The 12970-nt window shown below is 64.9% G+C and carries 14 protein-coding genes; 7 read left to right on the top strand and 7 right to left on the bottom strand.

The genetic code is table 11. The annotated features are described in order from the left end of the window. Positions 1–13 precede the first annotated feature (13 nt). Together FIU28_RS07705 and FIU28_RS07700 are read left to right on the top strand one after the other, a co-directional pair. Positions 14–1051, top strand: coding sequence for an ABC transporter substrate-binding protein (locus FIU28_RS07705; protein WP_143572376.1), 1038 nt, complete (start codon positions 14–16; stop codon positions 1049–1051). Next, entirely contained in the window at positions 1051–2499 is a 1449-nt protein-coding gene (locus tag FIU28_RS07700; protein WP_143572375.1) for an amidohydrolase family protein, read from the top strand. Before FIU28_RS07705 ends, FIU28_RS07700 begins: the two co-directional genes overlap by 1 nt. 173 nt (positions 2500–2672) lie before the next feature. Here FIU28_RS07700 and FIU28_RS07695 read toward each other — a convergent pair whose 3' ends face one another. Continuing rightward, on the bottom strand, positions 2673–3515 hold the full coding sequence (locus FIU28_RS07695; protein WP_143572374.1) for a universal stress protein: 843 nt from the start codon (positions 3513–3515) through the stop codon (positions 2673–2675). Positions 3516–3616: 101 nt separating this feature from the next. Then, positions 3617–4018 (bottom strand): hypothetical protein, encoded by a 402-nt coding sequence (locus FIU28_RS26895; protein WP_246660910.1) that lies wholly within the window; start codon positions 4016–4018, stop codon positions 3617–3619. Between FIU28_RS26895 and FIU28_RS07690 the strand changes: the two genes are divergently transcribed. From FIU28_RS07690 to FIU28_RS07675, 4 genes are all read left to right on the top strand, one after another. Continuing rightward, positions 3993–4796 (top strand): class I SAM-dependent methyltransferase, encoded by an 804-nt coding sequence (locus FIU28_RS07690; protein WP_246660909.1) that lies wholly within the window; start codon positions 3993–3995, stop codon positions 4794–4796. The two genes, FIU28_RS26895 and FIU28_RS07690, sit on opposite strands and share 26 nt — an antisense overlap. A 152-nt stretch (positions 4797–4948) precedes the next feature. After that, entirely contained in the window at positions 4949–5968 is a 1020-nt protein-coding gene (locus tag FIU28_RS07685) for an alpha/beta fold hydrolase (RefSeq protein WP_143572372.1), read from the top strand. A gap of 16 nt (positions 5969–5984) precedes the next feature. Further along, complete coding sequence (locus FIU28_RS07680) at positions 5985–6929, top strand: fatty acid desaturase (RefSeq protein ID WP_143572371.1); 945 nt, start codon at positions 5985–5987, stop codon at positions 6927–6929. Positions 6930–6937: 8 nt separating this feature from the next. After that, positions 6938–7528, top strand: a complete 591-nt coding sequence (locus FIU28_RS07675; protein ID WP_143576094.1) for a TetR/AcrR family transcriptional regulator — start codon at positions 6938–6940, stop codon at positions 7526–7528. Positions 7529–7531: 3 nt separating this feature from the next. Here the strand turns inward: FIU28_RS07675 and FIU28_RS07670 are convergent, their stop codons facing one another. The 4 genes from FIU28_RS07670 to FIU28_RS07655 form a co-directional block, all read right to left on the bottom strand. Beyond that, on the bottom strand, positions 7532–8299 hold the full coding sequence (locus FIU28_RS07670; RefSeq protein ID WP_143572370.1) for a DeoR/GlpR family DNA-binding transcription regulator: 768 nt from the start codon (positions 8297–8299) through the stop codon (positions 7532–7534). 142 nt (positions 8300–8441) lie between these two features. Next, positions 8442–9446: a 4-hydroxythreonine-4-phosphate dehydrogenase PdxA gene (pdxA, locus tag FIU28_RS07665; protein ID WP_143572369.1), complete on the bottom strand. Its 1005-nt coding sequence runs from the start codon at positions 9444–9446 to the stop codon at positions 8442–8444. Further along, positions 9443–10693, bottom strand: coding sequence for a four-carbon acid sugar kinase family protein (locus FIU28_RS07660; protein ID WP_143572368.1), 1251 nt, complete (start codon positions 10691–10693; stop codon positions 9443–9445). The genes pdxA and FIU28_RS07660 overlap by 4 nt, the downstream gene beginning before the upstream one ends. 1 nt (position 10694) lies before the next feature. Then, positions 10695–11723 (bottom strand): 2-keto-3-deoxygluconate permease, encoded by a 1029-nt coding sequence (locus FIU28_RS07655; protein WP_143572367.1) that lies wholly within the window; start codon positions 11721–11723, stop codon positions 10695–10697. Between the two features lie 325 nt (positions 11724–12048). Between FIU28_RS07655 and FIU28_RS07650 the strand changes: the two genes are divergently transcribed. After that, positions 12049–12255, top strand: coding sequence for a hypothetical protein (locus FIU28_RS07650; RefSeq protein ID WP_143572366.1), 207 nt, complete (start codon positions 12049–12051; stop codon positions 12253–12255). Between the two features lie 209 nt (positions 12256–12464). On the opposite strand, the gene FIU28_RS27325 is transcribed toward FIU28_RS07650, so the two are convergent. Beyond that, positions 12465–12815, bottom strand: coding sequence for a nuclear transport factor 2 family protein (locus FIU28_RS27325; protein ID WP_143572365.1), 351 nt, complete (start codon positions 12813–12815; stop codon positions 12465–12467). Positions 12816–12970: the final 155 nt, after the last annotated feature.

Raw genomic sequence — 12970 nt, 5'->3', positions numbered from 1 at the left:
CAGACCTGCGAGCATGCGCCGACTTCTGAAGTCCTTCGCCCTGGCGAGTTGTCTGATCCTTCCGCTGGCCGCGGCTGCTTCGGCCGCCGAGCCGGTGACGATCAGATTTACCCTGGACTGGAAACTGCAGGGCCTGCACGACTGGTACTACTGGGCCAAGGCCAAGGGCTATTTCGCCGCGGAGAACCTCGACGTCACCATCGACCAGGGCGAAGGCTCGGCGGTCACCGTGACGCGCATCATGTCCGGCGCCTATGACGACGGCTTCGGCGACATCAACGCCATCATCCAGAACGCCGCGACCAAGCCCGCCGACGCGCCGGTGATGGTCTACATGATCAACAACAAGGCGCCGTTCGCGCTGGTGGTGAAGGCCGATGGCCCGATCAAGACGCTGAAGGACCTCGAAGGCGCCAGGCTTGGTACCCCGGCCGGAGGTGCGGCGGTCAAGCTGCTGCCGCTGCTCGCCAAGACCAACAGCGTCGATTACAGCAAGATCAACATCACCCAGGTGACGCCGGCGCTGCAGGAGCAGATCCTGCTACAGGGCCAGGTCGATGCCTCCGCGGTTTTCTCGACGACCAGCTATCTCAATTTCGTGGCGATGAAGCTCGACCCGGACAAGGATTTCCGCTGGCTGTATTATTCGGACCTCGGCCTCGATCTCTATTCCAACGGCGTGATGGTGTCGCAGAAGCTGGCGAAGGAACATCCCGAGGCGGTGAACGGCCTGTTGCGCGCGATCAACCGCGCGCTGAAGAAGACCGTGCAGAACCCCGACGCCGCGACCGACGTGCTGGCCGAGGTCGAGCCGCTGATCAAGAAGGACCTCGAGAAGCGCCGCCTGCTCTATGTCTACAAGAACCTGATCGACACGCCGGAGGTGCGTGAGCTCGGCCTCGGCGATCTCAGCGACAAGAAGCTGACCTCGTCGATCTCAACCATCGCGACCTCGTTCGAACTGCCGAACAAGCCCGACGTCGGCAAGATATTCGACCGCTCGTTCCTGCCGGCCAGGGCCGACCGCGTGCCTCCGACCATCGCGCCGTAATGGACGCGACCCGCACCATCCACTGCGCGCATGTCATCGGCCCCCACGGGCCGCTGGCCGGCGCGCAGACGATCCATATCGCGGCGGGCAAGATCGCGTCGATCGATCCCTCGGCTCAGGCAACGGTCGAGAAGCTGCTGGCGATGCCGGCGCTGGTCAATGCACATGACCACGGCCGCGCCATCCGCACCTCTTCGATCGGGGCCGATGCCAAGCCGCTGGAATCCTGGATCCACTATCTGGCGCTGTTCCCGGCTGTCGATCCCTATCTTGCGGCCTGCATGAGTTTCGCCAATGGCGCGCTGGGCGGCGCCGGCACCATCATGAACCATTACACGCGGGCGCAGGGCTTCACCGACCTGCCGACCGAGGCCGCGGGAGTGGCGCGCGCCGCGCGCGATGTCGGCATTCGCGCCGGCTTTGCGGTGTCGATGAAGGACCGCAACCCGCTGGTCTACGGCCCGTCGGAGCCGATCCTTGCCGCCCTGCCCGCAGCCATGCGAGCAGAGATCGAGGCGCGCTTCATCCGCCCGCCGCTGGCGCCGCAGGACTATATCAGACTGGTCGATGACGTCGCCGCGGCGTCCGCCGGTCCCGGCTTCGACGTGCAATATGGTCCGAACGGCGTGCAGTGGTGCAGCGACGCGCTGTTGCGCGCGGTCGCGGAAGCCTCCGGGCGCAACGGGCGGCGCATCCACATGCATCTCCTGGAAACCAAGTACCAGCGGCAATGGGCCGACGCCAACTATCCCGGCGGGGTCGTCACCATGCTCGACGAGATCGGCCTGCTGTCACCGCGGCTGACGCTGGCGCATTGTGTCTGGGCAAGGCCCGACGAACTCGAACTGCTGGCGGAGCGCGGCGTCACCATTTCGGTCAACACCAGCTCGAACCTGCATCTGCATTCCGGCATCGCGCCGGCGCAAAAGATGCGGGCGGCCGGCTGCAACGTGGCGCTGGGGATCGACAGCAAGGCGCTGGATGATGATGACGATGCCTTGCGTGAATTGCGGCTGTCTTACCTGATGTATGCCGGCACCGGCTTCGAACATGCCAGCCGGCACCGGGCGCTGGACGGCGCCGTCGCCAATGGCCGCTTTGCGGTGACCAATATCCGCGACAGCGGCGCCCTCACCGCCGGTGCTGCGGCCGACATGCTGCTGCTCGACTGGGCTGCGCTCGACGATGACGCGCTGCTGACCGAGCCCGATCCAGTCGATCTCTTGTTCTCGCGCGGCACGGCACGCCACATCGCGGAACTGATTGTCGGCGGCCGCAACGTGGTCAAAAACCATTGCGTCACCGGCATCGACCTTCCCGCGGCACGCCGCGAAGTGCTGGGGCAGATGCGCGCCGGCCTCTCCGCCAACAGGCAGCTGGCGCCGGCGCTCGACGCGCTGAACCGCGCCATCGCGCAGCACCACCTCGCCGATCCGCCCTGCTGCTGATATTTCTTCACCTCTCCCCAGCGGGGAGAGGTCGGCGCGCAGCGCCGGGTGAGGGGCCGCGGCGCCATCGACAGGTCCGAGCCCCCCTCACCCGCCCGGCTTCGCCGGTCGACCTCTCCCAGCGGGGAGAGGTGGTCCAGTTTCAGCTTCAAGGGCGGGCGCCAGAGCCTGGGCTAATGCGCCAGCAGCATCGGAATGGTCACCTTCTTCAGCAGCGAGCGGGTGACGCCGCCGAAAATGAATTCCCGGGTCCGGGCATGGCTGTAGGCACCGAGCACGATCAGGTCCGACCCATCCTCCACAGCGAACGTGCGCAACACCTCGGCCACCGGTGCGCCGTTGGACTGCCGCTGTTCGACGCGAACGTTGACCCCGTGCCGGCTCAGGTAATGCGCCACATCGGCGCCAGGCTGTTCGCCGTGCGCGGCGTTCTTTTGAGGATCGATCACGACGACGGCGACCGACTTCGCATGGCTCAGCAGCGGCAGCGAATCGGTGATCGCACGCCTCGCCTCGCGGCTGGCGTTCCAGGCGAACAGGATGTTAGTGGCAACCTCATTGCTCTGCCAGCCATCGGGAACCACCAGAAACGGAACCCCCGTGGCCATCAGCATCGCATCGACCGAATCCATCGCCGGCATGTCGCCCGGCGAGGGATGGCCGGAGACCACCAGATCGGTATGCAGCGAGTGCAGTTGCACCACTTCCTTGGCATCGGCTTCCTTGATCAGCCGGAATTCGTGGCTCAGTTGCTCGCGCCCGGCCAGCGTTTCGAAACTCTTCAGTGCGGCAGCCGCAGCGTCCGTCTCCTGGACATTGTGCCGCTCGACCATTTCCCGAATCGCGGCCGGCCCCCTGACGAAGCCATCGGCCGAATTGCGGCTCCAGGCGGTGGCGGAAATGAACACGCCGATCAGATGCGCGTCGTGCTGCACGGCAAGCTTGATCGCATAGCGCGCCCGCGCCTCGCCCTCGGGCGTGGGATCGACGAAGACAACCAGGGACTTCAGTGCCATTGCATTTCTCTTTCGGCGCCAGCGCGCCCGCTCCGGCCTCGCCCGCCCTCACGGTCCGGAGAGCGAACCGCAAGTTTCATCCCGACTCTATACACAATGGCTCACCCAACAATGGCGCGGAAGTGACGCACCCCGGCGGCGCGAACGCGTGCCTGCCACGCGGACACCACACAACAGCCACCGCCGTGATTGAGGATAAATCCTCGCGCAACACGCGACTTGATCCAGGACAAGTTTTCACCGGACGCAACCTCACGACCTTCGACCGGTCGTCCGCATCGTTTCTCCGGCTGCTGATCGGGATAAATGACCAAGCCACCATCGAAAACCACAAGACCGGAAGTTGCTGCTCTGGATGACATCACCTGTTGTCCGCGCTGCAGGTCCGCGCTCTTCAGCCGCGAAAGAGAGCACCGCTGCTCGAATCCCGAGTGTAAATACGCCTCCGCGGGATTCCCGGTCGTCGACGGGCAGAAGGTGCTGATCGACTTCGGCGCCAGCATCTTCGAACGAAGCCTGTACGACGGCGATAGCAACTCGGTACTGGACCGCGACGTGCAAGGCGAGTCGATAGGATCGCGATTGCACCGCTTCACATTCGGAGAAAACCCGGTCGCGGCGGAGAACTGCAAAAAATTCGTTGCGCTGGCCGACGAGCAATCCGCCCGGCCACGCATTCTGGTGGTCGGCGGCGCCAAGATCGGCTCGGGCGCCGATGCTCTCTACGCCAATCCGTCGCTCGACGTCGTCGGCACCGACGTATTTTCATCGCCCAATACCGTGCTGGTCGCCGATGCGCACAAGCTGCCCTTCGTCGATGGCTCATTCGACGGCGTCTGGATCCAGGCGGTGCTGGAACACGTGCTCGAGCCGGCCGAGGTCGTGTCGGAAATCCACCGCGTGCTGCGCGAGGACGGCCTGGTCTATGCCGAAACGCCGTTCATGCAGCAGGTTCACGAACGCGCCTACGATTTCACGAGGTTCACGCAGAGCGGCCATCGCTGGCTGTTCCGGAATTTCTCGGAGATCAGCGCGGGCCCGGTGACGGGCGGCGGCGTCTCGCTGCTGTGGTCGATCCGCTACCTGTTCCGCACGCTCGGCGTCGGCGACGGCGCATCGCGCATTGCCGCCCTGCCCTTTTTCTGGCTGCGGTTTCTCGACGGCTTCAGCACGGGCCGCGCCAAGGCGGACGCCGCCAGCGGCCTGTTCTTCCTCGGCCGGCGCTCCAACGAGGCTTTGTCGCCGGGCTCGATGCCGCACTACTACAACAGTCAGACCTAGTCTTCAGGGCCTGGGTCGCCCTGCCACGACGCAGATAACGGGCAATACCCTGCCCGCTATTTGCGCCGTTCGGCGTCAATTTGTCATTGCGCCGCCAGCCAATAACTGTACAAAATATCCACTAATTATGCCCCGCGGCCGTGGATATTCGCATGACCTTGCCAATCGACTACGAGACCTTCGACGCCGGCGACGTGACGCTGCAGTCCGGCCAGGTCTTTCCCAGCATGCGGCTGGCGTACAAGACCTATGGCCGCCTCAATGCCGCGAAAGACAATGTCATCGTCTATCCGACGTCGTTCAGCGCGCAGCATTTTGACACCGAGTGGCTGGTGTCGCCCGGCGGCGCGCTGGACCCCGAGCGCTATTTCATCGTGATCCCGAACCTGTTCGGCAACGGGCTGTCGTCGTCGCCGTCCAACTTGCCCCAGCAGCCGTTCCCGACCGTCAGCTATTACGACGCAGTGTCGGTGCAGCACCGGCTGTTGACCGAGCAGTTCGGCATCTCGACGATCGCGCTGGTCTATGGCTGGTCGATGGGCGGCATGCAGGCCTATCACTGGGCTGCCGCCTATCCCGAGATGGTGCAGCGCGCCGCCGTGGTCTGCGGCAGCGCGAAATGCTCGCCGTTCAACCACGTCTTCCTGGAAGGTGTGAAAGCGGCCCTGACGGCAGATCCCGCGTTCGTCGATGGCCGCTTCATCGCGCAGCCGGTCGCGGGCATGCGCGCGATGGGCCGGGTCTATGCCGGCTGGGCGATGTCGCACGGATTCTACCGCGACGAGTTGTGGCGCGAACTCGGCTTCGCCTCGCTGGAGGATTTTCTGGCGCGGTCATGGGACGGCGCCTTTGCGCGGCGCGATGCCAACGACCTGCTGGCGCAGATCGGGATCTGGCAGCGCGGCGACATCAGCCACCATGCCTCGTTCGGCGGCGATCTTCCCAAGGCACTGGCGGCGATCACCACGCGCATGCTGCTGATGCCGGGCCAGACCGACTGCTATTTCCAGGTTCAGGACAACGCGGCCGAGCTGCCGCAGCTCGTCAATGCCCGCTCAGCCGAGCTGAAGCCGATCCCGTCACTGTACGGCCACCGCGCCGGCAACCCGGCGCTGATCCCGGCCGACCGCGCCTTTATCAACACGACCATCGCAGCCTTTCTGAACGACTGATCTCGGGAGCTTCGCCATGACCATGCATGCCCACGACATCCCGCAGGGACGCACCCTCACCCCGGCGCAACTCAAGGAACTGTCGATGAAGTCGAACCTGCCGGGCGCGGTGCGATCGCTGTCGCATTTCGGCGCGATCGCGCTCGCCGGCACGCTGCTGTGGATGGTGCTGAACCACTACGGCGTTCTGTTCACCATTCCGCTGATCCTGATCCAGGGCTACCTCGTCGCCTTTCTGTTCATGCCGGTCCATGAAGCCGCGCACAAGACCGTGTTCCGGACGCGCTGGCTGAACAGCGTGCTCGGTCACGCGGCGTCGCTGACCATCATGTATCCGCTGGAATACTACACGCTGTTTCACTGGGACCACCACCGCTTCACTCAGGATCCGGAACGCGATCCCGAGCTGATGTTCGCGACGGTGCCGACCTCCGACACCCAGCTGGCGATCGCCTATTCCGGCATCGTCTATCTGTTCAAGCGCGTCCGCCTGATGTTCCGCCACGCGCTCACAGGCCAGGTGGTGGTGCCGTGGATTCCCGAGAACAGGCGCGCGCTGGTGCTGCGCGAGGCGCGTCTCTATGCGCTGGTCTATGTGGTGCTGCTGGCCGGCTCGACCGCGCTGTCCTCGACGGTACTGCTGTGGGTCTGGCTGTTGCCGCTGGTGGTCGGCCAGTGGTTCCTGCGGCCTTATCTGTTCGCCGAACACACCGGCTGCGACCACACCAGAAGCGCCTTCGAGAACACGCGGACGACCTATACCGGGCGGCTGATGAAGTGGTTCACCTGGAACATGCCGTTCCATGTCGAGCACCATGCCTATCCCTCCGTCCCGTTCCATGCGCTGCCGAAGCTCAACGCGATCGTCGATAACCGCATCGAACATCGCGGCCGCGGCTATCTCGCGGTGACGCGCGAGACGCTGGCGTGGTTTCGCCGCGCCCGGCAGCCGGCGTCGTAACGGCAGCGATGATGCCGACGGTGGATGGCAAGCCCGCGCGTCGCGGCCGGCCTCGCTCGGCCGAGACCGAACACGTCATCCTCGAGAGCGCCTATCGCATCATGGCGTCGCAGGGCCTGGCCGCAGCCAGCATCGACGCCATCGCCCGCGATTGCGGCGTCTCGAAAATGACGATCTACAAATGGTGGCCGTCGCGCGAGGCGCTGCTGATCGATGCCTTTTTGCGGCAGGCCGCGTCGATGCTGCCGTTGCCCGAGACCGGCGATCCCCTCGCGCGGATGCGGAAACATGCAGCTGCTTACGTCAAGGCGCTGAACGGCGACTTCGGCAAGGTTCAGCTCGCGGTGATCGCCGAATGCATCGCCGGCACCGGCTCGGCGAAGATCTTTTCGGAACGGTATCTGGCGATCCGTCGCGACGTTGCGATCCAGATCATCAAAGCCGGGCAGCGGGATGACAGCATTGTGGCATCCGAATCCGCGGGCGACCTCTACGACCGGATCTACGGCACGCTGTTCTATCAATACGTGTTCGGATTCCGGGCGCTGACGAAGGGCTACGCCGAGCAGCTGGTGATGACGGTGCTAGCAAGGAAATAGCTTCTATCGTCCACCCGCCACGATCACGCGCGCGCCGGCGTCCGTGAGGCGCTGGCGCTGCTCGTCCGAAGCGCCGGCATCCGTCACCAGCGTCCATCGCGGCGGCAGCGGTGCCCAGGCGGATTGCTCGGCGCGGCCGAGCTTGCCCGCGTCGGCCAGCACGATGACGTCCTTGGCCTGCTCCATCATCAGCGACTTCAGCGCGACCTGTTCGAGGTCGGCCTCGCACAGGCCGCGGCCTGACACCACGCCGTCGGCGCTCATGATGGCGCGGTCCGCCGTCATGCGGCGCAGCGCGTCGTGCGCCAGCGGCCCCATCGTGCTCATGCTGGTGGTGCGCAGCGCGCCGCCCAACACCACGAGGTCGATCGAAGGCGCCTTGGCGAGAAAAGGCAGCAGCGCCAGATTATTGGTGATGACGCGCAGCCGGCGCTGCAGCAGCAGGCGGCCGAACGCCGCCACCGTCGAGCCGGCATCGAGGATCAGCGTGTCGCCATCCCGGATCAACTCCGCGGCGGCACATGCGATAGCCTGCTTCTGCTTGCCCTGCACGGCGAGGCGCTGCTCGAGCGTGGTCTCGGCCGCAGGCCCGGTGAGAATGGCGCCGCCATAGGTGCGGAGCACGGCGTTGTTGCGGGACAGATGCTGCAGGTCGCGCCGCACGGTGGAGGCGGAAACATCGAAGCGGCGCGCCAGATCGTCGACGTCGATCTCGCCGGCGTTCAGCGCTTCCAGCAGACGGGCGTGACGTTCCTTGCTGCGCATCGACATCGGACTCGCCCCTGCAACACTCGTCGTTCGGGGGCGCCGGCGCGCCTTCGCGTCGGCGAACCCGGAATCTCGATCTGGATAGAGCACAACGGGATTCCGGGTTCGCGCGCAAGAGCGCGCGCCCCGGAATGACAGTGAAAACTTACGCCGCCAGACCGGCTTTCGGCGCGAGATCCACGGCCTGGCGCAGCGCCTCGATCAGGCTGCGCTCGTCGGCGATGCCCTTGCCGGCGATGTCGAAGGCGGTGCCGTGATCGACCGAGGTGCGGATCATCGGCAGGCCGACGGTGATGTTGACGCCGGATTCCAGGCCCAGCACCTTGACCGGACCATGGCCCTGATCGTGATACATCGCGACCACCATGTCGTAGTCGCCCCGGCCGGCCAGGAAGAACAGCGTGTCGGCAGGCAGCGGACCTTGCACGTCCCAGCCCTTGGCCTTGCAGGCCTCGACGGCCGGCGTGATCTTCTCGGCTTCCTCGCCCTGCCCGAACAGACCGTTCTCGCCGGCATGGGGATTGATGGCGCAGACGCCGATCTTCGGATTGGCGATGCCCGCCTTGATCAGCACGTCATGGCCGCGTGTGATGACGCGCTCGACAAGACCCGGCTCGATCTTCCGGATCGCATCGATCAGGCCGATGTGGGTGGTGACGTGGATGACGCGAAGCTTCGGCGTAACCAGCATCATCGACACTTCCTTGGTGCCGGTGAGGTGCGCCAGAAGTTCAGTGTGGCCGGGATATTTGTGGCCGGCGGCATGCAGCGCTTCCTTGGAGAGCGGCGCAGTGCAGATCGCCTGCGCAAAACCCGACTGCACGACCTCGACGGCCTTCTCGATGTAGCGATAGGCGGCGTCGCCGGCGACCGGCGACATCTGGCCGAACGGCAGATCGTCCGGCACGTTCTTCAGATCGAGGCACTGCACGGCGGTGGCGCCGAAATTCGCATCCTCGGCTTTCGCCAGCGCGTCGACCTCCAGCGCGATGCCGACAGCCTTGGCCGCCTTGCGCAACCGGCCGGCGTCGCCCACCACCAGCGGATTGCAGATCTCGTTGGCGTAAGGCTGCGCCAGCGCCTTCATGATGACCTCGGGACCGATGCCGGCCGGGTCGCCCATGGTGATCGCAATGGTGGGACGGGTCATGAGAAGCTTCCTTTGGTTCGAACGGCGCGGAGCCGTTCGGCAATGCGGATCAGGCTGAGTTCATCACCAAACGCCCCCGCTTTGGTGGCAATCGGAACGGACAGGGCGCCGAGCGTCAGGCCGAGCGACACGCCGGGCTCGATCTCGTCGGCGAGGCGAATGCCGTTGACGCCGAAGCGCGACAGCAATGCTGCGGCAGTCTCGCCGCCGGTCGCGGCAAAGGCGCCGATCGAAGGCGCCACCGGTGCCAGCACGTCGGCGAGGCCCTGCGACAGCTGCGCGCCCAGCGACATGTCCGGCTTTTCGTCCATCGTGATCTCGACCAGCGCATCGCCGCCGGTCAACAGCCGCAGCTTCACGGCGGCCGCAAGCCGGTCGCGGTCAGCGCCTTCACCGAGCAAGGTATCCGGCGTGACCGGGAAATGCTCGACGGTGCCGGTCGCCGCCAGTTCGCGCGCCGCGGCGCGCGACGCGCCGGCCAGCGAGCCGACGACGATCAGCGTGCCAAGCTTGCTGGTCGGAATGCGCAGCGGTTCGACATCGGTGTCGGCATCGAGGCCAGCCAGCGCATGCGCCAAGCCGGCACTGCCGATGAAGAAGGTCGAGGGCGAGGCCTGCAGGCTGGCTTCCGCGATGAGATGCAGATCGTGGTCGGTCTCGGCGTCGCAGGCCGCAACGACGTCGCCTTCGGCGGCGAGTTTGGCAAAGGTGGCCCTGAGGTCGGGGCCGCGAATGGTCGCCAGCGAAACATGATCGCCGCGGATGCCGGCGGTGGCCAGCACCTCGACGAGGTGGGCGGACGGATAAGTGTGCTCGCGCACCCAGACTTCGGCTTCTTCGAGCGGGCGGCCCTTGACGTGAATCCGTCCGTCGATCGTGGTGCGACCGGTGGCCGGAAAGGCCGGCGCGAACACGCCGAAGGCGGGGCCGGACTGCGCCTTCAGATGCGTCAGCGCAGACACGATCTCTGCGGCCGGCTGCCCGCGCAGCGTCGAGTCGATCTTCTTGAACAGGATGCGACCGGGCTCGGCGAGGCGCGCCAACACGTCGGCGTGGCGGCGGGCCGCGGCCGGGGCCGACAGGCCCCGGCTCGCGGCGTCATAAGCGAGAACCGGCAACTGGTGATCCGACGCGTCGGCAACGTCTTCCCACATCACCGCCGCCGCGCGTCCCCGCCGCCCGAAGGCGATGGCGCAGTCAGCGGCACCGGTGAGGTCGTCCGCGAGGATCAGCCAGTCATGCGCCATCTCAGCGACCGACCGCCGGTGCGGGCGCTGCGATGACCGGATCGGCAGAGGCGATTTCCTCGGCGTCCGGCTCGACGTCGCGGCCGACCTTGCTGGCCACCCACGAGGTGAGGATCGGCGTCAGGATCGCAGTCACCACCACGCAGGCAGCGATCAGGATGGTCGCGGGACCCGCGGCGTCGGCATAGGCCGGATTGGCGGCAGCAACGATCGCCGGCACGGCGGCGGCGTTACCCGCAGTGGAGGCCGCCGCGACACCGGCAACGCCGTTACCGCCGGTCAGGCGATCCGCGAAGAACAGCGGGATGCCGGTGACGACGACGACGGCAACGCCCATCGCCAGACCGAGCAGACCGGCCTGCCAGACCTGCGACAGGTTGAGGCCGGTGCCGAGCGCGAAGGCGAAGAACGGGATCATCACGGGCACGGCCTTGCTGAGAAAGGCGCGCATCTCGCGGTCCAGATTGCCGATGATCATGCCGATCACCAGCGGCAGGATCGCGCCGACCAGCGCCGGCCACTGGAACGAGGACAGGCCGGCGACGCCGAGCGTGACCATGGTGAGGAAAGGACCGCTTTCCAGTGTCATGATGGTGTAGGCGCCGACGTCGCGCGGGCGGCCGTACTGACCCATCAGCGCCATATAGAGGCCGCCATTGGTGTCATTCATCGCGGCGACGATGGCCAGCGTGGAGACGCCTGCAAAAATGCCGGCCGTGATGGGGGCTTCGCCCAGGTAGCGACCGAAGATCAGGCCGAGGATCATGGCGACGCCGACCTTGACGATAAGAAGGGTGCCGCCCTTTTTCACGATGTAGGGTGTGGCCTTGAAGTCGATGCTGGCACCCATGCAGACGTAAAACACGGCAAGGATGGTCAGGGCGCCGCCGGAGAACAGTGCGCCGGTGAACGAGCCGAAGAATTTCGGAGTGCCCGGAAAGAAGAAGGCGATCAGCGCGCCGAGCAAGAGCGGAACCGTCATCATCCCGCCGGGAATTTTTTCGATCGCCCGCTTGATTGGAACCTGCATGGTGTATCCTTCCCGCGCTTTGCGCATATTGCTTATTTCGCGCAAAAATCTTTCCAGAATAGCGCAGCGTGAGTGACATATGCGCATAATGCGCATCTAACAACCATATTTGCGCGTTTTGCGCATATTTCATTGGATGTTGTTTACGCGGTTAATTGACAAAGGGTGCCGGTGGATCGCTTGCCCCGAATTTACGCGCAAACGATCCGTGCCTGAACATGCCGTCCCGCCGCCGGCGGCCAGGATGGCGCGGGCGCGTTTCCGGCGCTTCAGCCGTCAGCTCGATTGATGTTCAGGTTCGCCTGTCGCCCAAGGGCAGCCGCTTATGGCCGCCAGCGGGCTGTTGTTGTTGTTTCCGGGCCTTGCTGCGTTCGGCTCGGTAGCGTTGAGCGCCACCATGGTGGGAGCGGTCATCACCGATCTTTTCGTAATAGGCGGTAATCCGGCGCCGGCAATCGTCCTGCTCGGCATCACACTGGCAATTGCGTGGCTGCGTCGTCAGACGCTGCTGCAGTTCCTGAACGTTCAGTAAGCACGTTTAGCAGCACCAATTACGATCCTTGTTGGACCATCCGTGCGGTCGGAATGGACGAGTCGAGGATCATAGCGCGCGCGAGCGGCGAGCGCCTCTTAGAGAGCCGCCGCTGGCATTCATTCCAGTCTCAGGCAACCTTCAAGAATTCTACGGCAACGAATCTGCCAACGAAGCCTGCCATGAGGCCGGCGAGCGCAGACCAGATTCTATTCCGGTGCATCAGGAGCGATCGCGATAATCGGAGTTGGCCGCGATTTTCCATCTTTCAAGCGCATGACAGACGCTCCTTGGACGCGATTGGATTTGCCGCCGATCGTTCGTGTAGAGACCCATTCGACGGCTAAGTTTGATTCTCCGTCAAAAACGACGTTTGTCGCATACCAGCGCACGTCCGGAAATTTCGCAGCTAAGTCCGACAGAAATTTCGCAACCGCATCTCGCGAAAGTCGTGAACATACAAGAGCAAAACCAAGAGAAGAACTGTTATTCCCGTGCTCGCCGAGGAGCCGAGTTAACCCGGCTTGCCATTGCCTTGGCGCTGCGAAAATACGGAGCAATCGCTCAACAGTTTGCCGCTGCCGGTGGAAGAGGAAAAGCCCAGGGTGTCGATGCCCACATAAGTGTTACGTCCGACGGATTGACGCCGGCCGCATAGATTTCGACAACGACGTCACCGACGCTTCGGATGACGGGTAGATTTGCGGAAACGACC

The organism is Tardiphaga sp. vice154, from assembly GCF_007018645.1.
Lineage (GTDB): Bacteria > Pseudomonadota > Alphaproteobacteria > Rhizobiales > Xanthobacteraceae > Tardiphaga.
Note: the sequence above shows the minus strand (reverse complement) of the source record. Positions and strands in the feature narration are given on the sequence as shown.

Coding starts and splice junctions, on each gene's coding strand:
- FIU28_RS07705 (WP_143572376.1), top strand. CDS start 14: ATGCGCCGACTTCTGAAGTCCTTCGCCCTGGCGAGTTGTCTGATCCTT.
- FIU28_RS07700 (WP_143572375.1), top strand. CDS start 1,051: ATGGACGCGACCCGCACCATCCACTGCGCGCATGTCATCGGCCCCCAC.
- FIU28_RS07695 (WP_143572374.1), bottom strand. CDS start 3,515: ATGGCACTGAAGTCCCTGGTTGTCTTCGTCGATCCCACGCCCGAGGGC.
- FIU28_RS26895 (WP_246660910.1), bottom strand. CDS start 4,018: ATGCTGGCGCCGAAGTCGATCAGCACCTTCTGCCCGTCGACGACCGGG.
- FIU28_RS07685 (WP_143572372.1), top strand. CDS start 4,949: ATGACCTTGCCAATCGACTACGAGACCTTCGACGCCGGCGACGTGACG.
- FIU28_RS07680 (WP_143572371.1), top strand. CDS start 5,985: ATGACCATGCATGCCCACGACATCCCGCAGGGACGCACCCTCACCCCG.
- FIU28_RS07675 (WP_143576094.1), top strand. CDS start 6,938: ATGATGCCGACGGTGGATGGCAAGCCCGCGCGTCGCGGCCGGCCTCGC.
- FIU28_RS07670 (WP_143572370.1), bottom strand. CDS start 8,299: ATGTCGATGCGCAGCAAGGAACGTCACGCCCGTCTGCTGGAAGCGCTG.
- pdxA (WP_143572369.1), bottom strand. CDS start 9,446: ATGACCCGTCCCACCATTGCGATCACCATGGGCGACCCGGCCGGCATC.
- FIU28_RS07660 (WP_143572368.1), bottom strand. CDS start 10,693: ATGGCGCATGACTGGCTGATCCTCGCGGACGACCTCACCGGTGCCGCT.
- FIU28_RS07655 (WP_143572367.1), bottom strand. CDS start 11,723: ATGCAGGTTCCAATCAAGCGGGCGATCGAAAAAATTCCCGGCGGGATG.
- FIU28_RS07650 (WP_143572366.1), top strand. CDS start 12,049: ATGGCCGCCAGCGGGCTGTTGTTGTTGTTTCCGGGCCTTGCTGCGTTC.